17 protein-coding genes and 3 tRNA genes are annotated in these 21,083 nt (G+C 44.1%); 13 read left to right on the forward strand and 7 right to left on the reverse strand.

The genetic code is table 11. From position 1 onward, the window contains the following. Positions 1 to 94 precede the first annotated feature (94 nt). On the reverse strand, positions 95 to 667 hold the full coding sequence (locus AK822_RS10595) for a TetR/AcrR family transcriptional regulator (RefSeq protein ID WP_060491618.1): 573 nt from the start codon (positions 665 to 667) through the stop codon (positions 95 to 97). 1 nt (position 668) lies between these two features. Continuing rightward, positions 669 to 1,013, reverse strand: a complete 345-nt coding sequence (locus AK822_RS10600) for a DMT family transporter (RefSeq protein ID WP_060491619.1) — start codon at positions 1,011 to 1,013, stop codon at positions 669 to 671. 496 nt (positions 1,014 to 1,509) lie between these two features. Between AK822_RS10600 and AK822_RS10605 the strand changes: the two genes are divergently transcribed. The 3 genes from AK822_RS10605 to AK822_RS10615 all read left to right on the forward strand — a co-directional run bounded on the left by AK822_RS10605 (position 1,510) and on the right by AK822_RS10615 (position 3,361). Then, a tRNA-Asn gene (locus AK822_RS10605) sits at positions 1,510 to 1,585 on the forward strand. A gap of 374 nt (positions 1,586 to 1,959) precedes the next feature. Further along, positions 1,960 to 2,301 carry a hypothetical protein gene (locus tag AK822_RS10610; RefSeq protein WP_055125114.1) on the forward strand — a complete coding sequence of 114 codons (342 nt, stop codon included), beginning with the start codon at positions 1,960 to 1,962 and terminating at the stop codon, positions 2,299 to 2,301. Positions 2,302 to 2,626: 325 nt separating this feature from the next. Beyond that, complete coding sequence (locus AK822_RS10615; RefSeq protein ID WP_060491620.1) at positions 2,627 to 3,361, forward strand: hypothetical protein; 735 nt, start codon at positions 2,627 to 2,629, stop codon at positions 3,359 to 3,361. Between the two features lie 91 nt (positions 3,362 to 3,452). Here AK822_RS10615 and AK822_RS10620 read toward each other — a convergent pair. From AK822_RS10620 to AK822_RS10635, 4 genes are all read right to left on the reverse strand, one after another. Next, positions 3,453 to 3,543 (reverse strand) — tRNA-Ser (locus tag AK822_RS10620). 83 nt (positions 3,544 to 3,626) lie between these two features. Next, positions 3,627 to 3,717, reverse strand: a tRNA-Ser gene (locus tag AK822_RS10625). Between the two features lie 162 nt (positions 3,718 to 3,879). Continuing rightward, complete coding sequence (locus tag AK822_RS10630; protein WP_060491621.1) at positions 3,880 to 5,070, reverse strand: type I glyceraldehyde-3-phosphate dehydrogenase; 1,191 nt, start codon at positions 5,068 to 5,070, stop codon at positions 3,880 to 3,882. Positions 5,071 to 5,245: 175 nt separating this feature from the next. Further along, positions 5,246 to 7,171 (reverse strand): AAA family ATPase, encoded by a 1,926-nt coding sequence (locus tag AK822_RS10635; RefSeq protein ID WP_060491622.1) that lies wholly within the window; start codon positions 7,169 to 7,171, stop codon positions 5,246 to 5,248. Positions 7,172 to 7,446: 275 nt separating this feature from the next. Here AK822_RS10635 and AK822_RS10640 point away from each other — a divergent pair, with 275 nt between their 5' ends. From AK822_RS10640 to AK822_RS10685, 10 genes are all read left to right on the forward strand, one after another. Next, positions 7,447 to 8,973 carry an acetaldehyde dehydrogenase ExaC gene (locus tag AK822_RS10640; RefSeq protein WP_060491623.1) on the forward strand — a complete coding sequence of 509 codons (1,527 nt, stop codon included), beginning with the start codon at positions 7,447 to 7,449 and terminating at the stop codon, positions 8,971 to 8,973. 97 nt (positions 8,974 to 9,070) lie between these two features. Next, on the forward strand, positions 9,071 to 10,099 hold the full coding sequence (gene adhP, locus AK822_RS10645) for an alcohol dehydrogenase AdhP (protein ID WP_205628048.1): 1,029 nt from the start codon (positions 9,071 to 9,073) through the stop codon (positions 10,097 to 10,099). Positions 10,100 to 10,305: 206 nt separating this feature from the next. After that, the gene (locus AK822_RS10650) at positions 10,306 to 10,632 is read left to right on the forward strand and encodes a DUF779 domain-containing protein (RefSeq protein WP_060491624.1); all 327 of its coding nucleotides are present in this window, start codon (positions 10,306 to 10,308) and stop codon (positions 10,630 to 10,632) included. A gap of 196 nt (positions 10,633 to 10,828) precedes the next feature. Beyond that, positions 10,829 to 12,472, forward strand: a complete 1,644-nt coding sequence (locus tag AK822_RS10655) for a GMC family oxidoreductase (protein ID WP_060491625.1) — start codon at positions 10,829 to 10,831, stop codon at positions 12,470 to 12,472. 457 nt (positions 12,473 to 12,929) lie between these two features. Then, positions 12,930 to 14,570 carry an ABC transporter substrate-binding protein gene (locus tag AK822_RS10660; protein ID WP_060491626.1) on the forward strand — a complete coding sequence of 547 codons (1,641 nt, stop codon included), beginning with the start codon at positions 12,930 to 12,932 and terminating at the stop codon, positions 14,568 to 14,570. Positions 14,571 to 14,775: 205 nt separating this feature from the next. Further along, entirely contained in the window at positions 14,776 to 15,792 is a 1,017-nt protein-coding gene (locus tag AK822_RS10665) for an ABC transporter permease (protein WP_045453107.1), read from the forward strand. Positions 15,793 to 15,934: 142 nt separating this feature from the next. Beyond that, positions 15,935 to 16,849, forward strand: coding sequence for an ABC transporter permease (locus AK822_RS10670; protein WP_060491627.1), 915 nt, complete (start codon positions 15,935 to 15,937; stop codon positions 16,847 to 16,849). Position 16,850: 1 nt separating this feature from the next. Next, positions 16,851 to 17,933 carry an ABC transporter ATP-binding protein gene (locus AK822_RS10675; protein ID WP_228139016.1) on the forward strand — a complete coding sequence of 361 codons (1,083 nt, stop codon included), beginning with the start codon at positions 16,851 to 16,853 and terminating at the stop codon, positions 17,931 to 17,933. Beyond that, positions 17,930 to 18,901, forward strand: a complete 972-nt coding sequence (locus AK822_RS10680; protein ID WP_060491628.1) for a peptide ABC transporter ATP-binding protein — start codon at positions 17,930 to 17,932, stop codon at positions 18,899 to 18,901. Before AK822_RS10675 ends, AK822_RS10680 begins: the two co-directional genes overlap by 4 nt. Further along, positions 18,894 to 19,865, forward strand: a complete 972-nt coding sequence (locus AK822_RS10685; RefSeq protein ID WP_087945635.1) for a DUF4424 family protein — start codon at positions 18,894 to 18,896, stop codon at positions 19,863 to 19,865. Before AK822_RS10680 ends, AK822_RS10685 begins: the two co-directional genes overlap by 8 nt. A 171-nt stretch (positions 19,866 to 20,036) precedes the next feature. Here the strand turns inward: AK822_RS10685 and AK822_RS10690 are convergent, their stop codons facing one another. Beyond that, positions 20,037 to 21,056, reverse strand: a complete 1,020-nt coding sequence (locus tag AK822_RS10690; RefSeq protein WP_060491629.1) for an NERD domain-containing protein — start codon at positions 21,054 to 21,056, stop codon at positions 20,037 to 20,039. Between the last annotated feature and the right edge of the window lie 27 nt (positions 21,057 to 21,083).

The raw sequence follows: 21,083 nt of genomic DNA on the forward strand, positions 1-21,083 counted from the left end.
AAAATAAATTTATATAGCCTATTGCTACAAGCCTGTCTTTCAATAATTTTTTGATAAAAAATGCTTATTTGATCAATCATTTAAGAACAATATTTTATTCATTCTCAGGTTGCGTCATTTTTATCAAGCGCTTATGGATGGATGCTTTATCTGAGATATTAATCCCCGAAAAATCAGAGAGCCAAATACCATCAGCCACCAGACGCACCATACATAATGTTTCGGTATTGTCGGTTGCTTGATGTTTCTTTAATTGTGCATTTGCCCACTTGGCCCACAACTCACGTAACTCGCTATCGCCTAGCATCAATGCATATAAGGTTGCTTGACTATCGAGCTCTTCCTGCCCTTTTTCGCCTAAGCTAATCGTGGCATTGATATAGGCACGAGTAAAAGAGCCATAACGCACAGGGTCTTCTGCCATGGCTTGATTAACTTCTGCCTCAAACCTCGCCATCGCATCATGAAACACTTCAAGGATGAGTGCATTTTTAGTGGTGAAATGATGCATCACCCCGCCTTTGGTCACCCCGACCGCATCAGCGACCGCCTGAAAGGTCACTTTTGATAAGCCCTGCTCTAACGTGATTCGCGCTGCCTGATCTAGTAGCGCACGACGGACAACTTCGGGCTGTTTTTTACGTTTGTAAGCGTTTTCCATTTCCATATCAGTGCACCACAGAATTAGAGAATAAGTTCATCACCACGACACCGCCCACAATCATAGCGATACCAACCACAGCTGCTGTATCAAGACTTTGCTTAAAAAACACCAAGCCAACGAGCGATGTCAGCACAATCCCCAACCCGCCCCACAGTGCATAAGCAATACCAAGCGGTATGGTTTTGATGGTTTGTGTTAATAAGTAAAACGAGATGGCATAAAGCACACCCATAATCAGGGTCGGCACCAAACGCGTAAACTGCTCTGACTTGACTAAAAAGGTCGTGCCAACCACTTCGCAAATAATGGCGATGGCTAGATAACCGTAGGCAATAGTGGTGGGACTCATAATTAGGTTACCTGTTTCAGGTTAATCACATATTAATAATGTATATACATTAAAGAAACCATACAGTCGGTATTCTATAGAAATATTCTAGCAATGTGAAGGGCTGTTTATGACTTTTTTGTTTCGAGGGAGGTACAGATTGCTTTACTATTCAAAAAGATAGTCGACTTGTCTAATCAAATTAGCGCTAGATTTTATATCCAACTTACATAAATAAGGGTTTTGACCACTTTTAGCCATTTTTAGCCCATTTAGAGATTTATCGATTGAATTGAAGACACGCCCTAGTCAAAAAATAATATTTTAGCGGTCAAAATTTGCCAAAACAGCCCGCTTTATAAGGGGTTACTGGTTATTTTTCACAGTTAACAACAATATTTATAATTAATGGCATAATAAGGTTGACAGCCTATAACAACTTGGCTAAAATGTGCCCCACATAACGCAAACAAGACAAGCAATAGCGCTTATCTAACTTATCGTTATACCAACTTATTCTCCAATAGCTCAGTTGGTAGAGCAACGGACTGTTAATCCGTGTGTCCCTGGTTCGAGCCCAGGTTGGAGAGCCATATACTAAAAACCTTCATCATTATTTGATGAAGGTTTTTTTATGGTTGCCGTTTTCAATTAAGAAGATAGTCGCAATCTTAGGGCGTGTCCTCATTTTAAAAATGGTGAAAAAAATGAGATAAATTGCCGTCAAACAAGGACAGTAACGCAAATAATATCGAGAGATTAATAAACTATTTGACGATGTTTGGCAAAATTTAGCCATTTTTAGCCCATTTAGAGGTTAATCGATTGAATTGAGGACACGCCCTAGTACGATTGGCATGGCTACGGTGTTCTTTTAGGCGTTTTTGTTGTATGGTAAGGATAGTTTTGATTGGGTTAGTTTTTGTCTGAGTGCTTTACTCCTACTCACTAAAAATAATGGTTTATTATGATACCTGTACGTGTGAAAAATAAGTTTTCTGATCATCCGCAAAAAATCATGCGCCCGATCAGTATTCGTTTGTCTGAAGAGATGATTTCGCTATTAGAAGCCACTTCAAAAGAGTTGGGGTTTAAACGCATCCAAGGGCTTATTCGTTTATATATTCGTCAAGGGCTTGACCGCGATCATCAAGACTACACCCTAGCCCATGACGAGGTGTTCATCGAAAGCCTGCGTAAACGCGGGGTCAGCCAGCGTATTATTGATGAGGCCATTGTTGTGACCCACAATAATAATATTACTCACTCATTATCTGAGCTGCAAGAAAATGACCAAGCTCATGACTAACTATTCAAACAGTCGTTAGCTGTTACAGCTGTTAATAAAAAAGACTGAGTTTGCTTAACGGCACTCAGTCTTTTTTTGTGGGCGTAATAAAAATATCTATTGTGAATAAAAATACCGATCATGATTGCTTGTCAAAACTTATTATAAATAGTACGTCTCCTGCCCCTTTTTTCTGTCATATAACAAAAATATGCCTATTTTGCTTACGATACAGCATTTAGCGATAATTAAACACAACCTTTCATCAAACGAGGTATATTAAGAAAACGCTCATTATTTTGTTGTCATTCTTTATTATCCATAAAGATTTTTAAGGAGGTGTACGATGGCGAGTTTACATCAACGCTTAAATAAAGCTTTGTTATTGACGATTGCCTTAGCGATACTACCAATCGTTTCTGGTTGCTCACAGCCAACCGCTGATCCAACCAAAAAAACCATACCGACCAACTCTGACCAGTGGCAGAAAAAACTCGGCACGACTTTTGAGCAGTTACCTCAATCTGAGCAGCAATTACTCAGCCGCTACATGTTGCGAATGAAACTCAGCGGTGCCTATGAGTCGGGGGCGATGCCGCGTACTACTATCAAGCAAGCCCTTGTGCAGCAGCGTGAATACGAACGACTACATCCAAACAATCCAACAGGTAAAAAAAGCCCCATCGTCAGCAGCCAGCCAGCTTATAGTGCCAATGCGCAGAACTACCCTGTCGCTCTACTACCAGTCAAAACCAGCGATAGTGACAGCTTAAATCAAGTAAAACTGCAATTTATGCTCTCTAATCACGGCAAGGTCGCCATTCAAAGCTTTAAGGGCACACTGACCATGCAAGATGCTAACTTGGCGCAGGGCAAAAGCTTTAACGTACCACTAACACAGTTTGACCCGCCTATTAAACCAGAGCAGTCTGGCAAGATCATCATCGAGAGCAGTATTGAAGACATCAACGTTATGCGTGCCATTAAAAACACCAAAGACTTGACCATCATGATCAGTAAAGGCACATTGATATTGGAGAATGGGCAGGAAATTAAGTTTGATGAGTCGCTAATGAAATAAAAAAGTGCTGCAGAGTATTTATAAAATTATAGGATAAATATCCAGCATAAAAAAAGCCCCAATCATCACTGATTGGGGCTTTTTTCGAATTTGGAGGAGACGGAGAGATTCGAACTCTCGAAGGGCTACAAACCCTTGTCGGTTTTCAAGACCGGTGCATTCAACCACTCTGCCACGTCTCCATTGGTGGACTATTATAGCGATATAAAATAAAAATGCAACAAAAAAAGCCGCAATCATTAATAATGATTGCGGCTTTCGAATTTGGAGGAGACGGAGAGATTCGAACTCTCGAAGGGCTACAAACCCTTGTCGGTTTTCAAGACCGGTGCATTCAACCACTCTGCCACGTCTCCATTTGTGCGTTATTATAGCGATATAACATAAGAATGCAAGCAATTAATTGAACGAATTTAAATTATTTTGACGCTATCGTTGATTCAGTTTAAAAGAGAGTCAAGGCAACTGCGTGCAGAGGTATATATGATACTTGCCGCGAGGTTAGCGTGGTCACTCGTTTATAGAGAATTGACGATAGGTTTTTTATGAGAAGCCAGATGTAGACACATATCTAGCAGTCTATTGGCATAACCCCATTCGTTGTCATACCATGCAAAAACCTTGTACTGGCTACCCACTTGCATGAGCTGCTGACCATCAATGATCAAAGACTCAGTCTGATGGATAAAATCGCTAGAGACCAGTGGCTCATCCGTATAAGCCATGATGTCACGCAAATGTGCCTGACTGGCAGATTTGAGTGCCTCGCGGACTGCCTCGACAGACACATCGGGCGTATCAAAAACAAAAGTCACATCAATCGCTGCGACATCAATGGTAGGTACGCGTATCGAATGCCCATTTATCTTGCCTACCATAGCAGGTAGCACACGCTCTGTCGCCGCGATACTGCTAGAGGTGGTTGGGATAATATTATAACCAGAAGCTCGTGCGCGTCTTGGGTCACGGTGCGCTTGATCGAGCACTGTCTGATCAGCGGTAACCGCATGAATCTCCGTCATCATCGCTGACTTTACCCCAAATGCGGTATCAAGCGTCGCAATCAAAGGAACCAATGCCTGCGTGGTACAAGAAACGCTCGATATAATCGGCAGCTCACGTGTTAGCTCGTCGGTATTAACGCCCATAACGATACAAGCATCGACATCATCGAATGGCGCTGCGCCGATAATCACCTGCTGCGCACCAGCCACTATGTGCAGTTGTGCTTGCTCATAAGAGCGAAAATGTCCGGTACACTCTAGCACCACATCGACACCCAGCGCCTGCCAAGGCAACTGCGCAGGGTTAGATTCTGAGAATAAATTGATACAGTAGGTATAATTGTTTTTTGTCAGACAAAGCTGTGTGGCGCTATTATTGTTACCGTCATCGCTCGTTTCATCGTTGTTACTTGCCACAATATCAGCACTGACCCCAAGGCGACTTAGGCGACCATGCGTGCTGTCAAACTTTAATAAGTGCAGCAAAATATCCGCAGGGGCTAAATCATTAATTGCCACGACATGGATCGCACGGCCTAATACCTCAAAGCGCTCTAGCAATGCCCGCAACACATTGCGCCCTATACGTCCAAAACCATTGATAGCAACCCTCAGTGGCTGTGTGTGCTCACTAGATGCATGAAACGCCGCTGCTGCTACTGGGTCAGACGTTAATTGATAAGTGGCGCTCGAAAAATCAGGCATAAAAGGATATCGCTATAAAGGGATAAAAAATTGAGCGCTATAAAGTCAGCGCTACAATGAAATAAAACCAACAAGTTGTTAATCGGCTCTAAGGATTGTTATATAACAGCTAAATGGCTTTGGTGAATGCTTGAACCCTGAATTGTCATACTCAGTATCAAGACGCCATTCAGTATTAGGGCGTTATAAAAATCAGTGCCAAACGAATGGCATTGTAATCAATACTTTGCTTAAGATGATCGAATATCGGACGCAATTTAATACTGCCATCATCATTGAAATCATTTGGATTATTAGCGACTTTAATCGCGACGTAGGCATTGCCAACCGCCGTCATCACCTCATCCTCTGGACGCAAATGATCACAAGCGAGGCTTGGATCTTGAGATTTTAGGTCAGCAATATGACGCATAATCGTTGATTGTGATAGCTGACGCGCTTGTGAGATTTCTGCAATCGACAAGCTCTCTTCTAGCAACACTCTGGTCGCAAGCAAGGTACTGTCTGATTTGTCAGAAACTTGATTGCCCAGTCTCTGTTTTTTGTCTATTTGCGCTTGTTGTTGCTCGCGGCGCTTTTTTTGCAAAGTGGCATAAGCATCAATCACTGATTTACTCAGCGTACCGCCCGATTTTAAAATAAATTTCTCATGTGCCTGCGTCATGCTCTCTTCATCAAGCATCGAATAATTGGCATCAGCCTCATCAGACAGCACCAAAAACCGTTTGTCCGCGCCGCGTGCTAGCGGATCAAGCTGCAAACTCATGTCATTCATACCTAGCAACTGCAAACCTGCCAATGACTTTAACCGTGACAATGCCACATAGCCCTGCCCTAGCTCAAAGGTGCGCGACAAGTCAATCTCCGCCGCATCGAGGGTCATGCCTTGTGACTTATGAATGGTAATCGCCCATGCTAGACAAAGCGGTACTTGCTCATAGCTTGCTAGCACGTCACCGGTCTCATCTTCGATGATCCATTCTTCAGGCTCAGCGATGACTTCACGCCCTGAATTGAGCCGAACCACGGGCATTTTTTGCGTCGTTGGCTTTTTGGCTTTGGGTTTCTCTTTTATGGCTTTTTTACTTTTGCCTTTTACATTCTTATCAGTCTCACTTTCAGCACTGTCGTCATCGTCTTCGATTAAATCATTACTGCTGTCTTTGCTATCATCGATTTTAACAGCGGCAAAGCCAATTAGTTCACCCATCGTACCGTTGGACACGCCAAGTTCGGTATTGTTTTTAATAAACATCACCTTGGCACCGACTTTTAATACCAAATCATCTTGGGTACGTACCGTTTTTTTGAGCGTCTCAACCAGCTTACTATCACCAGTAGAGGTGGCTTCAAAACGCATCATCTCACCATCTAGCGCAGCAAGTTCTTTATCATTGATGCTATTAACGTTAAGATTATGGGTATAAAGACGGGTACGTTTGATATCGACATTTTGGTCAAAAGTCGCCTCCAGCGCGGCAATCGATTCAAAAGTGACTTCCTGACGGCGAATTTGGTTGAGAATATCGTCCAAATCTAGCCCACCATTTGCCGCTTCACTAACCTGCCTATGTTGCTCAGACAGATAGCAAATATGGAACTTGGCATCAAGCCACGCTTCAGACATAAAGGCAAATTTTTCACGGTTGGTTTCACCCTTACTACCAATCGGCGGCAGCTGAAAAAAGTCCCCTGCCACGACCACTTGAATGCCACCAAAGGCTTTGTCATTTTTGCGGACATGCTTGAGTACTTGGCTGACCAAATTGAGCTGCTTAGCATGCAACATCGATATCTCATCAATGACCAATACCGCGGTATCTTTTAGTCGGTCTGCCAAAAACTGCTTGCGTGATAACGTAGTCAAGTCGCGGTCGCTTAACTCATCTTTGATACCGATGCCGGACCAGCTATGAATCGTTGTGCCATTCATGTGTGTGGCAGCAATACCGGTACTCGCAGTAACGGCGACAGGCACACGGCGCGCACGCAGGTAGTCGATATATTGATTGAGAGTATAAGTCTTACCTGAACCTGCTGAGCCAGTCAAAAAGACATTTTGACCCGTTTTTAAGATATCAAGAGCAGAAGATTGACGCATATATCTAAACCAATTAAGTTAATAGTAATAAGAAAAACAGCTTAAGAGCAAACAATAAGAGAAAAAGCTGCCAACAATTATAGCAGCTACATCCGTTTCGCGGACGACTTTAACCCTGATAAGCCACATAACTTAAAGTTATACGATACGAAATATATCATTATAAAAAGTCATTATCACTCTGACGAAAAGCTCAGTACGATAGAGTGATAACTTGGTCAGGATGGCCAAGTATATCTGTCTATATAACCATAATACACAACAAGGAATCGTTCATGTTATACGCTTATCCCAATACTGAAAACAGTGCCGTCCAATTCCGCAAAAAATATGACAATTTTATCAATGGTGAGTGGGTCGCACCAATCGATGGTGAATACTTTGACAACTCAAGTCCAATCGATGGTAAAACCTTCTGTCAGATTGCGCGCTCTAAAGCTGCCGATGTTGAAGCTGCGCTAGATGCTGCCCATGCTGCAAAAGACGCTTGGGGCAAAACCAGTGTCACTGAACGCTCTAATATGTTGCTCAAACTTGCCGACGGTATCGAAGCCAATTTAGAGGCAATCGCTATCGCCGAAAGTTATGAAAACGGTAAACCAGTTCGCGAAACCCTTGCCGCTGATATTCCAATCGCCATCGACCATTTGCGTTATTTTGCGGGCGTTATCCGCGCACAAGAAGGCGGCATTAGTCAAATTGATGAAGATACCGTTGCCTATCATTTCCATGAGCCTCTAGGCGTCGTTGGTCAAATCATTCCTTGGAACTTCCCTATTCTAATGGCGATTTGGAAAATCGCCCCAGCACTTGCAGCGGGTAACTGTATCGTCCTCAAACCTGCCGAGCAAACTCCAGCTTCTGTTTTATACATGCTTGACGTCATAGGCGCGGCGGATATTTTACCTAAAGGCGTACTAAACGTCATTAACGGCTTTGGTGTAGAAGCCGGTAAGCCAATCGCTTCCAACCCACGTATCGATAAAGTGTCCTTTACTGGTGAGACCACCACGGGTCGCTTAATTATGCAATACGCCAGTGAAAATATCATTCCAGTCACGCTAGAGCTGGGCGGTAAAAGTCCGAATATCTTCTTTGCTGATATCATGGATGAAGACGATGACTTCTTAGATAAAGCGGTTGAAGGTTTGGTCATGTTTGCACTAAACCAAGGCGAAGTCTGTACTTGCCCATCACGCGCCCTCGTACACGAAAGCATCTATGATGAATTTATGAAACGCTGTATCGCCCGCGTGAAAGCCATCAAAATGGGCAACCCGCTCGATACTGAGACTATGATTGGCGCGCAAGCCAGCTCAGATCAGTTAGAAAAAATCCTATCTTATCTTGATATTGGTAAAAAAGAAGGTGCAAAAGTCTTGGTCGGTGGTGAACTCGCCAAACATGATGGCGACATGGCGAACGGTTATTATGTACAGCCAACGATCTTTGAAGGCACGAATGATATGCGCGTGTTCCAAGAAGAAATCTTTGGCCCCGTACTCGCTGTCACCACTTTTAAAGACGATGAAGAAGCAATGACTCTCGCCAATGACACTTTATATGGTCTTGGTGCTGGCGTCTGGACGCGTAATGGTACTCGTGCTTATCGTTTCGGTCGTGGCATTAAAGCTGGTCGCGTTTGGACCAACTGTTATCACCTTTATCCTGCGCATTCAGCCTTTGGCGGTTACAAGCAATCTGGTATTGGCCGCGAAAACCATCTGATGATGCTTGATCATTATCAACAAACCAAAAACATGCTGGTCTCTTATAGTCCTAAAGCGATGGGCTTCTTTTAATTCTGTTTTTCAAAGCACTTTATGGCAAAACTGTAAAGTGCGACCTCGATGCTCGCCGAGCATCTTAATGTAAAGAACGATGACAAGGAGTTACAACGTGAGTAATAAAATGAAAGCGGCCGTGCTGCATGAATTCGGACAACCCTTAGAAATTGAAGAAGTAGATATTCCAACCGCAGGTGCTGGTCAAATCGTTGTAAAAATGCAGGCATCAGGTGTCTGTCATACCGATTTGCATGCCATTGAGGGCGATTGGCCAGTGAAACCTAGCCCACCGTTTATCCCAGGTCACGAAGGCGTTGGTCTTATCACCGCCGTTGGTGAAAATGTCCACCATATCAAAGAAGGCGACCGAGTCGGTATCCCTTGGCTCTACTCTGCTTGTGGCCACTGTACCCATTGCTTAGGTGGTTGGGAAACCTTATGCGAAAGCCAACAAAACTCTGGTTACTCTGTAAACGGCAGCTTTGCAGAATATGTACTAGCAGATGCCAACTATGTCGGTATCATTCCTGAAAGCGTTGACTCTATTGAAATTGCACCAGTGTTGTGTGCAGGTGTTACGGTCTACAAAGGTCTTAAAATGACCGACACCAAGCCAGGCGATTGGGTTGTCATTTCAGGTATCGGTGGACTGGGACATATGGCTGTTCAGTATGCCATTGCAATGGGATTGAACGTTGCTGCTGTGGATATTGATGACGAAAAACTGGCATTCGCTAAAAAACTGGGTGCCAAAGTCACTGTCAATGCGAAAAATACTGACCCTGCTGAATATCTACAAAAGGAAATCGGCGGTGCTCACGGTGCGCTCGTGACAGCAGTATCTTCAAAAGCCTTTGATCAAGCATTAGGCATGTTACGACGCGGTGGTACTTTGGTCTGTAATGGTCTACCAACGGGCGAATTCCCAGTATCCATTTTTGATACTGTTTTAAACGGTATTACCATTCGTGGCTCAATCGTTGGTACGCGTCTCGACTTGCAAGAGTCGCTAGACATGGCAGCAGCAGGCAAAGTAAAAGCCACCGTTGCCGCTGAGCCACTAGAAAATATCAATGATATCTTTGATCGTATGCGTGATGGCAAAATCGAAGGTCGCATTGTCATTGACTATAGTCTGTAGCAACAATTATGTAGCCACATGTTTTATGACATTTTGAGACTCGTAACACCGTCTCAATGACTGGCTAGAGTAATCATCAGTAAAGGGTCGTATCGTTTTCAACCACATATGATAAATCATGTGAGTGAATATGATGCGACCCTTTATTTTCTACTCAGTATGATTATGAAGGACATCCGTTCGGGTCTAACGATAAGGAAATCATTATGAACGTCACAGCGACAGAGTCCTGCAAAGCATTAATCGACTTACTAAAATCTAAGCACGGTGAGCTGATGTTTCATCAATCAGGCGGCTGCTGCGATGGCAGTTCACCCATGTGTTATCCATTGGGCGAATTTAAAGTAGGTGGACAAGACGTACTCATCGGCGAGCTGGTTGGCTGCCCATTTTATATGGGTAAAGCTCAGCATAAGCTCTGGCAACATACCGATCTAACAATAGATGTGGTCGATGGACGCGGAGCCAGTTTTTCGCTTGAAATACCAGAAGGTAAGCGCTTTATCGTACGTTCAGAGATATGTGCTGTATAAGTTTAAATAGCATACACCAGCGGTTTAATGTCCTAGTATTGTTTTGCCATGCCATATGTTGATCGACAAACACCCCTTAGTCATTTTTATTTTATTATTCCAGCAAAATAATAGATACTGTAATGCGTACCCTATTTCAATAAACGCGTTTTAACGAGCACGTTTTACTCAGCATGGATGCTAGAAGGAATGTAAAATGGAATTTGATAAAAAATTTGATTACGTCATCGTTGGTGGTGGTTCAGCTGGCTGCGTACTTGCTAGCCGATTAACAGAAAACCCAGACATTAGTGTCTGCTTATTAGAATATGGCGGTGAAGGCAAAGACCTTGCTGTCCGTGTCCCTGCTGGACTGATTTTGATGGTGCCAGGCAAGCCGCTGAAACTGAATAATTGGTGCTTTCACACCACGCCGCAAGCGCATCTGAACAACCGTCGTGGCTTCCAACCACGTGGTCAATGCTTAGGCGGTTCATCCGCTATCAATGCCATGATTTATACGCGTGGTAGTGCGCTCGATTATGAACGTTGGGTAGAACAAGGCTGTACTGGCTGGGGATTTGATGATGTACTGCCCTACTTTATCAAAGCAGAAAACAATATCCATGGTAGCGACGAGCTGCATGGTGATAGTGGTCCGCTGCATGTCAGCGACTTACTGAGTCCGCGTGATATCTCCAAAGCATTCGTAGAAGCCGCCATCACCAATGGTTTAGATCATAATCAAGATTTTAATGGCGAAAAGCAAGACGGTACAGGGCTATATCAAGTCACCCACTTTCATGGCGAAAAACAAGGTCAACGCTGCTCTGCGGCAGCGGCTTATCTACATCCAGTACAAAACCGATCAAATCTGACCGTCATCACCGACGCCCAAGCCAACCGCGTCATCTTTGAAGACAAACAAGCCGTTGGTGTCGCTTATGAAAAAGATGGCGTCGAGCATGCGGTTATGGCGCGTCATGAAGTGATATTATCTGGGGGCACTTTTGGCTCACCCAAAGTCCTGATGTTGTCAGGCATTGGACCTGCTGAGCATCTACAATCGCATGGCATCGACGTCGTGGTAGATGCGCCCGATGTTGGTGGTAATCTACAAGATCATTTGGACGTCGTTTTTGATTACGAGGTCAATACCACTGACGTCATCGGTATTGGTATGGCGACGATTTCGACATTGACCAAAAGTATTCGGCAGTGGAGAAAGGATGGTACAGGCCTTTTGTCTACCAACTATGCTGAAGCGGGCGCGTTCTTTAGTGTCGGTGATGATCCAAAAGAGTGGCCAAATACCCAACTGCACTTTGTCATATCCCGCGTGATTGAGCACGGTCGTGATCTCAGACGTGGCTTTGCGGTCTCTTGTCACAGTTGCTACCTACGCCCTGAAAGCCGCGGTACGGTCAGACTGGACTCCGCCGACCCCTCAGACGCGGTATTGATTGATCCAAACTACCTCTCGCACCCAAAAGATGTGGAATATATGATTGCAGGCGCGGAGCGTACGCGCGCCATCATGCAAGAATCACCCATCGCCAAATATATTACTGAAGACTACCCTGCCCCCTATATCGAAAAAGACGGTATGCTCGGCTATATTCGCAACAAGTCAGATACCATTTATCATCCTGTCGGCACTTGCCGTATGGGCTCAGACAGCAATTCAGTCGTCGATTTGCAATTAAAAGTACGCGGCGTAAATGGCTTAAGGGTCATCGATGCCTCAATCATGCCGACTTTAATCAGCGGTAATACCAATGCGCCAACGATTATGATTGCCGAAAAACTCGCAGACCTTATCAAAGCAAATCACGGTCATATCGAACGAGTCACGCCATAAAATATGGGAAGCTAAGCATCTTATAATTAATATTTTTATTTAAGAAGCTTATTTACTGAAACTTTATATTCAATAAAATGAAAATAAGCAGATTGTATAAAAGTTTAACCCATATTTTTTCGTGGTTATTTTTATCAGCATTTCTAAAATAAGGAGAAACTCTAACAAATTCGGCAATAAAGATAGTAAAACAGAACGTTTTCTATCAAATTAGCTTACGGATGTCTTGCATTACCACTGTTGAACAGAGTATATTTAAACAACTTATTTATATCGATATTTTTTGCAAATCTGAATAATGGTTAATACAACCTAAAATATTTTTTATTTTGCATATTAGAAACACGATATAAACAATTGCTTTAAAGGGAATTAAAAGCACGCTCATTATATTTATAGTTCAAAAACGATCTTATAAATATATTGGCGACTATTTATCATTACATAGGATGTAATAATGCAAAAATCACTCTTCAAACTGACGATGTTGGCGACAGTTATTCTAGGCATCAGTGCCTGTAGCGGCGACAACAAAACCACCGATGAATCTGCTGCCAGCTCAGATGCTAAAGCAGCCAAAACCTTACTTTATTGCTCAGAAGGTAGTCCGGCTGGATTCGATCCAGCACAGTACACTGCAGGTACTGATTTTGATGCGAGCGCCTTTCCCATCTACAACGGCTTAGTAGAGTTCAAAAGAGATGGTACTGAGATTCAGCCAGCCTTAGCCGAAAGCTGGGATATTAGTGAAGACGGCAAGACTTATACCTTTAACCTACGTAAAGGGGTTAAATATGGTAAGACCGATTACTTTACCCCAACCCGTGATTTCAACGCAGATGATATTGTCTTTACTCTAGAACGTATAACCAATCCAGAGTTTGAATTTAATAAAGCCTATCCTGCTGAGTTCCCTTATTCGGTCGGTATGGGGCTACCTGATATTATCTCCAATATCGAAAAAGTTGATGACTCTACCGTCAAGATCACCCTAAGCGAAACCAATGCGCCATTTTTACAGAACCTAGCGATGCCCTTCGCTTATATCGATTCTGCTGAGTATGCAGAAAAATTAATGGCTTCTGGTAATGCTGCTGATATCAACACCAAACCCGTTGGTACAGGACCTTTCGTCTTTACTTCTTATCAAAAAGACGCGCAAATTCGTTATACCAAAAATCCAGACTACTGGAACAAAGATGATATTCATATCGATAATCTCGTCTTTGTCATCACCAAAGATTCGGCGGTTCGTGCGCAAAAAGTGCAAGCAGGCGAATGTCATGTGTCCGCTTATCCAAAACCTGCCGAAATTGACTCTGTTAAAAAATCTGGTAAGGCCACCGTTCTCGATCAACCCGGCTTTAACGTCGGTTATGTCGGCTATAACGTTGAAAAACCGAAGCTTAGCGACCTTAAAGTTCGCCAAGCATTAGACATGGCAATTAATAAAGACGCTATTATCAATGCGGTTTATCAAAGCGAAGGATTAAAAGCCACCAATCCAATGCCGCCCACACAATGGGGTTACGACAAATCTATCAAAGATGCACCTTACGATGTGGAAAAAGCCAAGTCCCTTATAAAAGAAGCAGGCGCGGACAAACTTGCCATTAATCTATGGTATATGCCCGTTCAACGCCCATACAATCCTAATGCCAAACTCATGGCTGAAATGCTACAAGCAGATTGGGCAAAAATTGGTGTCGATACCAAGCTTGTGACTTATGAATGGGGCGAGTATCTAAACCGCGCTGCTAAAGGTGAGCCTGATGTCATTCTAGCGGGCTGGACTGGTGATAATGGGGATCCTGACAACTGGCTTGGTACATTACTATCTTGTGATGCGGTCGGTGGTAACAACTACTCACGTTGGTGTAATAAAGACTTTGACACTTTGGTGACTAACGCCCGTCAGATTACCAATCAAGATGAGCGCGTCAACGACTATGTACAAGCTCAGCAGATATTCAAAGAGCAGCTGCCTTGGACGACAATGGCGCATTCGGTGGTCACGGTATTCACCGCACCAAACGTCGTCGATTATAAAATTAGTCCGCTTGGCTCAATACGCTTCGATGGTGTAAAGGTTGAATAACCTGAGCTGACGACGTCCGGTAAGACATGCATGGTTGTTTAATTTATATTCGGCTGGGTCAGACACTCTGCTCCAGCCGTATTTATATGAGTTAAACGCCTTATTAGGCACTTTTAAGCATTTTGTCACCGACTCTCTCATCTCTGCCAACATTCTACTCATCGATCTCAAACGATTGAACCACAACTATTGAATTGAGCAGCCCATGCTACTTTATATTTTGCGTCGCATTGCCATTCTAATTCCTGTCTATCTTGGCTTAACGCTATCGACATTTACCCTAATTCGGCTCGTCCCTGGAGATGCCGTCGAGATTATGATGGGTGAGCGTATGGTCGATCCAGAGCTACATGCTCGAGCGTTAGAAAGACTTGGCTTAGACAAACCCCTCATTGTCCAATATTGGGATTACTTAACCGGAATATTGACCGGTGATTTTGGTCAATCTTTTCGTACTCGTACTCCGGTATTACAAGACTTCTTTGCGCATTTTGTACCAACCTTAGAGCTGGCTTTGTGTGCCATTGTCATTGCCAGTGTTGTCGGTGTGAGCTTAGGTATCTTTGCCGCGCTGCGCCGTGGTACATGGATTGACTACACTTTAATGTCAGGGGCGCTGGCTGGCTACTCTATGCCCATCTATTTATTGGGGCCTATCCTCACTGGTATATTCGCCCATTATCTCGGCCTGTTGCCCGTCGCTGGTGTCATATCTGTCGCGCAGTTTTTAGACGTCAAACCTTTATATGGATCATGGTTATTGGGTTCATTGACATCAGGCGAACCTGGCGCGTTTTGGGACGTGGTCAAACACTTTATCCTACCGTCTATTGCCTTATCGACCATACCACTCGCAATGATAGCACGGATGACACGCTCGGCGATGCTAGAGGTGTTAGATGAGGACTACGTGCGTACAGCGCGCGCCAAAGGCCTATCGCCGCGCCGTGTGATATTGGTACACGTCATGCGTAATGCCTTAATCACGGTGGTGACTGTGATTGGTTTACAGATGGCGACCTTGCTCGCGGGGGCTATTATCACTGAGACTATCTTTAGTTGGCCAGGTGTTGGTAATTGGCTGCTCGATGGGTTTTTCACTCGTGATTATCCTATCGTGCAAAACGGTATTTTATTGGTCGCCACCGCCCTGATTTTGGTTAGTTTATTTATTGATATTTTGTATGGTCTTATCAATCCGCGTATTCGACATACTTCTTAATTTAACATTGATAAATACTCATATTATAAATAGTGGTTATTGGTGTTTGTATGGTCTTGAGTGAGTTTTAGCACATTTTAAATGCTTGCTAGAAATGGAACTCTACATACTTGTAACGCGCTAGCCACTATAGGAACTGCTCATGAAGCCTTCTGTTCTTCCCTCTGATGTCAACCTTATGGCCGCCACGCCGCCATCATCTTGGCAGCTATTTTTATCGACATTCTGCCGAAATAAAGGCGCGGTGCTTGGTTTTATTGTACTGGCATTGATGGTCATTATTGCCATCCTTGCGCCTGCCATTGCGCCCCATGACCCTTACGAGTTATTTACTGGTCAAGAGCAGTTGCCGCCTGCCTTTCTAAATGGCGGCAATACCATGTTTTGGCTAGGCACGGATGATGCTGGACGAGACACCTTGTCTCGGGTAATGTATGGCGCGCGTTATTCTCTATTTATCGGTCTGAGCGCGACGACTCTTGCCATGTTAGTCGGTGTTTCATTGGGACTTAGTGCTGCATTTTGGCCCAAGGTTTGGGGCAAAGCGGTCATGCTGGTCAATGATATTTTGATGTCTTATCCGAGCTTACTATTGGCGATCATTATCGCCGCCATCCTAGGTCCTTCTATGACCAATACGATTATTACCATCGCCTTGGTCTGTACGCCACCTTTTATTCGTTTGACTCGTGCTACCGCGATGGTAGAGCTACAGCGTGAGTATTTTATCGCTTCGCAAGTGATGGGTGCTGGCGTGTTGCGTTTATTGTTTATCACCATTTTGCCCAACTGTATGGCACCGCTTATCGTACAAGCAACGATGATTTTCTCGTCTGCTATTTTAGAAGCAGGTGCAATTGGTTTCTTAGGCTTTGGTGTACAGCCACCCGATGCTGAATGGGGTGCAATGCTTGGTACGGCGCGTCAATATATTCAAAGTAATGTTTGGCTCGCTATCTGGCCCGGTGTCGCTATTTTCTTAGCCGCATTGTCGATTAACTTGACTGGTGATGGCCTACGCGATGCGCTAGATCCCAAATTAAAGCAGGTGACCTAAGATGACTGAACCATTAATTAAAACGCCTACCACTCACACTTCTATGAATGACGCATCAAAAAAAGAATCACCATTGTTGTTAGATATTGAAAATCTTTCAGTGACTTTCGGGCAAGGGATACGAGCGTTTCGTGCAGTCGATGATGTGTCGTTAAAGATTACACAAGGCGAAGTCATCGCAGTCGTGGGTGAATCTGGCTCGGGTAAGTCGGTCACTATGATGGCACTGATGGGGCTACTGCCACCCTCTGCGACTGTCCGTTCCAAGCGTGTTATGTTCGATGATAAAGACATGCTCAGTATGTCAGCCAAAGAAAAACGCGGCATCATTGGCAAAGACATCTCAATGATCTTTCAAAATGCCATGTCTTGCTTAAACCCAAGCTTCACGGTTGAGATGCAACTGGGCGAAGTCTTACGCAAGCATCTTGGTTTGCGTGGTTCAGCAGTACAGACACGTATCTTAGAGCTGTTAGAGCTGGTCGAAATGCCCGATGCTAAAAACCGACTCAAGGTTTATCCGCATCAACTCTCAGGCGGCATGAGTCAACGAGTTATGATTGCGATGGCAATTGCTTGTGAGCCAAAACTACTTATCGCCGATGAACCTACCACCGCGCTCGATGTCACGGTACAAGCGCAAATCATGGACTTGCTAAGCCGATTGCAACGCGAAAAACAAATGGCGATGATACTGATTACTCACGATTTGGGTTTGGTCGCGCAAAACTCGCGTGATGTCGCGGTCATGTATGCCGGACAAGTGGTTGAAACCAGTACCGTGCCGGAGATTTTTCAAAAGCCTGCGCACCCGTATACTGAGGCGTTGCTGCAAGCCATCCCAGAGCTGGCTATCGGTCACGACCGTCTGAATAGCTTGCCCGGTGTCGTACCCAGCCAATACGATCGCCCGAGTGGTTGCTTGTTGTCTCCTCGCTGCCCGTACAAAGAGCCTGCCTGTGAAGTGCCGCCGCCCATATTGGATACTCCTAATGGCAAAGTGCGCTGTATTCATCCAGAATTACCGAGCGCACCTTCTCACCTATCCACCTCTCACGCTGCTACATTGGAGTCACAAGTATGAGTAATAAAGTGGTCCTAAAAGCAGACAATCTACATAAACACTACCCAGTATCACAAGGGTTGGGTAAAGCAAAAGCTTACGTTAAAGCATTGAATGGTGTGTCGTTTGAGCTTAAGGCTGGCAAGACACTGGCCGTCGTCGGTGAATCAGGCTGCGGTAAATCTACCCTTGCCCGCCAGCTCACACTCATCGAAGAGCCTACTGATGGCGAGCTATTTATCAATGATGAAGCCACCACTGGCTATAGCAGAAAAGCGCTCAAAGAGCTGCGTACCGAAATCCAAATGGTCTTCCAAAACCCTTATGGTAGCTTAAACCCGCGCCATACTATTGGCTATCAGTTGACTGAGCCATTAGATATTCATACCAAACTGTCCAAAGATGAAAAACGTGACAAAATCAACGAGATGATGCGAAATGTTGGTCTGCGTCCCGAACATGCTGGCCGCTATCCACATATGTTTTCAGGGGGTCAGCGCCAACGTATTGCTCTCGCCCGCGCCATGATGCTCAATCCTAAAATTGTCGTCGCTGATGAGCCAACTTCCGCGCTCGATGTATCGATTCAAGCGCAAGTCTTGAATCTGTTTATGGACTTGCAGGACGAGTATCGTACTGCTTACGTCTTTATCTCGCATAACTTGTCAGTCGTGCGTCATGTGGCTGATGATGTGATGGTGATGTATTTAGGTCAAGCGGTCGAACACGGTCCTAAAGAAGCGATTTATAGTGCGCCAAAACACCCATATACCATCGCCCTATTGGCTGCTGCACCAACGGTAAATGGTCATAAGAATGATTTGACCCTACAAGGTGAGCTACCAAGCCCGCTCAATCCACCAAGTGGCTGCGCCCTGCACAAACGCTGCCCATATGCCAAGCAGCAATGCAGCGAGATAGAGCCACAACTGCGCGAATGGGACGGTCGATTGGTGGCTTGTTTACGATTGGAAGAAATATATGGATAAGCGCCATCTGATGTTTAGCGGTACATTAGCTTACACTGTGCTGCTAGCAATGACTGCTGCCCAAGCAAACGACTCTACTGGCTACATAGGTACAGGCGGTGTTGAATATCTTAAAAATAAAAATATCAGCATGCACAGTGAAGACTTATATATCTCCAAAGATAAAATCCGCGTCAATTATGAGTTTAAAAACTTAAGCAATAAGGATATTACCGAAACCGTTTTATTTCCTATGCCAGCTGTCCCCAGCTCTACAGACTCAGATTTTGCTGATATTAATGCCACTTATGACAACTTTGAAGTTTGGATAAATGGTAAGCCTATCATTCCTAATCAGCATGTCCGTACTTTTATGCGGCCAATTGTCGTCAAAGATGGCGATAGAACCTATTCAGACACCTCTATTGATACGACTGAAATATTTAAATCCTGTGGTCTTAACGAGGCTGATATGATGGGACCTTGGACGTATCAAGTTGACACTGAATATGTCAATCAACAGCTTTTAGATTGTAATAATAAGGCACTAGATAGATTCATCTATGATAGAGAAAGTCTTTATATACCTTGGGATTCGCAGGTGATCTATAGTTGGGAGCAAAAATTCAAAGCCAATGCGACGACCAAAATCAAGCATTCATATACACCGCTCGTGGGTGGCTCAGTTCATCTAGGTGAAGAACAATTCCCAGATTTTTGCGTAGACAGTTCAACTCAGAGAGGATTTCACAAGGGTGGTGGTCGTCCCTATCATGCCTTAAGCTATATATTGACTACGGGGGCTAACTGGGCAAAACCGATTAGCAATTTCAAACTTACCGTAGAACGCGATCCTAATGAATTAGTGTCGTTTTGCTGGAAAGGAAAGGGTAAAGTTAAAAAGGTAAGCGCGACGACGTTTGAGATTAAAGAAATTAACTTTGTGCCTACCCATGATTTTGATGTCGCTTTTATTATGAAATAGCAATTAGTTTATAGAGTACCTCTAGCGCATCGATAAAACTTGTTTCGACGGTCATCTTGTCGCTGGGTTTTCGTGAACAAAACCCAGCAAAAAAACAAAAATATTAGCCTCAGCATCTGATGCTTTAAAAGTGGGGAAATATGCGAAGCATGGGTCGGTGTTCTTTAAAGGCTAAGCAATATTTACTACACCTCGGCACTTTGGAAACTGCGCGCACCCATAAAAGAATTGTCCTTGGCGTTCGCCTTTTTTTGCAGTGCGTCTAACCATCTCTCCATTACATTTCGGGCAAGTTGGTGCTTGGACGAGATTAGCAGTAGGGTTTGTCGCCTCAAATATTGTAGGTGCTTCCACCTGTGGCTCAGGCTCTACAATCTCAAACGGTGTAAGGAACGCTTTATTGTCCATATCATATGGTGTATTTGTCTGCTGAATATTCAGACTCTCAGTTAGTAACTCGCTAGATTCAATCTCAGTCTGACCCGACCATCGCAGCACTTCTCGGCTTTTCAGCGTGGCTCGTTTAGCGGTTTCTTTTATTACCGGCTCGAGTGTAGGCTTACTGGCAGTTTTAGCAATTGTTTTATCAGTAGAGTTACTGCTAGGCTGTTTGTTTGAGGGGCTATGCTTGTCTTTTAGATAGGCTTTATGCTCTCTATTGGTGCGCCAAGATTTGCTAAATCTGTTGCTATTAATCTGCTCAACGATAGACTTGACCTCGTCTTCAGTCAGTATCTCATCTTGTTTCTTCTTCACATAAGATACCATCCCACCTGTCAATACGTGTTCAGGTAACTCATCACGGGTTTTCAGCTCACATTCACCGATGAAAGCAATCATCGAATGAAAGTAGCTCAGCTCCAATCCTAATAAATCTGCGAGAGTCCTAATGTGCAAGTAGTTTTGGCGCAATGGGTTCTGGAATTTGAATTTACTTCCATTCGGGAAAGCTTGTGTCCACTGCTTTTGCTTTTCGCTACCATATATCCAGCCTTTATAATTCTTGGTTTCGATGACAAAGATGCCGTATACAGAGACGATAATATGATCGATTTGGGTACTGCCACCATTGGCTCTTGGCAAGGTAATACCGTTTAATCGGTGATAGACATCTTTTTCAAGTTTTAGCCACATGGCGACATTGATAACGGTCTCGCCTAGAAAGCCTTTGAAAGTGGATTTGAGGGACATGGTTTTTTTCTTGAAAGTGGTTATGAA

The organism is Psychrobacter sp. P11F6, assembly GCF_001435295.1.
In the GTDB taxonomy this organism is placed as follows: Bacteria; Pseudomonadota; Gammaproteobacteria; order Pseudomonadales; family Moraxellaceae; genus Psychrobacter.

What these genes read in the sequence shown, in the direction of transcription:
- AK822_RS10595 (WP_060491618.1), bottom strand. Translation starts at nt 667, where the DNA reads ATGGAAATGGAAAACGCTTACAAACGTAAAAAACAGCCCGAAGTTGTC.
- AK822_RS10600 (WP_060491619.1), bottom strand. Translation starts at nt 1,013, where the DNA reads ATGAGTCCCACCACTATTGCCTACGGTTATCTAGCCATCGCCATTATT.
- AK822_RS10610 (WP_055125114.1), top strand. Translation starts at nt 1,960, where the DNA reads ATGATACCTGTACGTGTGAAAAATAAGTTTTCTGATCATCCGCAAAAA.
- AK822_RS10615 (WP_060491620.1), top strand. Translation starts at nt 2,627, where the DNA reads ATGGCGAGTTTACATCAACGCTTAAATAAAGCTTTGTTATTGACGATT.
- AK822_RS10630 (WP_060491621.1), bottom strand. Translation starts at nt 5,070, where the DNA reads ATGCCTGATTTTTCGAGCGCCACTTATCAATTAACGTCTGACCCAGTA.
- AK822_RS10635 (WP_060491622.1), bottom strand. Translation starts at nt 7,171, where the DNA reads ATGCGTCAATCTTCTGCTCTTGATATCTTAAAAACGGGTCAAAATGTC.
- AK822_RS10640 (WP_060491623.1), top strand. Translation starts at nt 7,447, where the DNA reads ATGTTATACGCTTATCCCAATACTGAAAACAGTGCCGTCCAATTCCGC.
- AK822_RS10650 (WP_060491624.1), top strand. Translation starts at nt 10,306, where the DNA reads ATGAACGTCACAGCGACAGAGTCCTGCAAAGCATTAATCGACTTACTA.
- AK822_RS10655 (WP_060491625.1), top strand. Translation starts at nt 10,829, where the DNA reads ATGGAATTTGATAAAAAATTTGATTACGTCATCGTTGGTGGTGGTTCA.
- AK822_RS10660 (WP_060491626.1), top strand. Translation starts at nt 12,930, where the DNA reads ATGCAAAAATCACTCTTCAAACTGACGATGTTGGCGACAGTTATTCTA.
- AK822_RS10665 (WP_045453107.1), top strand. Translation starts at nt 14,776, where the DNA reads ATGCTACTTTATATTTTGCGTCGCATTGCCATTCTAATTCCTGTCTAT.
- AK822_RS10670 (WP_060491627.1), top strand. Translation starts at nt 15,935, where the DNA reads ATGAAGCCTTCTGTTCTTCCCTCTGATGTCAACCTTATGGCCGCCACG.
- AK822_RS10675 (WP_228139016.1), top strand. Translation starts at nt 16,851, where the DNA reads ATGACTGAACCATTAATTAAAACGCCTACCACTCACACTTCTATGAAT.
- AK822_RS10680 (WP_060491628.1), top strand. Translation starts at nt 17,930, where the DNA reads ATGAGTAATAAAGTGGTCCTAAAAGCAGACAATCTACATAAACACTAC.
- AK822_RS10685 (WP_087945635.1), top strand. Translation starts at nt 18,894, where the DNA reads ATGGATAAGCGCCATCTGATGTTTAGCGGTACATTAGCTTACACTGTG.
- AK822_RS10690 (WP_060491629.1), bottom strand. Translation starts at nt 21,056, where the DNA reads ATGTCCCTCAAATCCACTTTCAAAGGCTTTCTAGGCGAGACCGTTATC.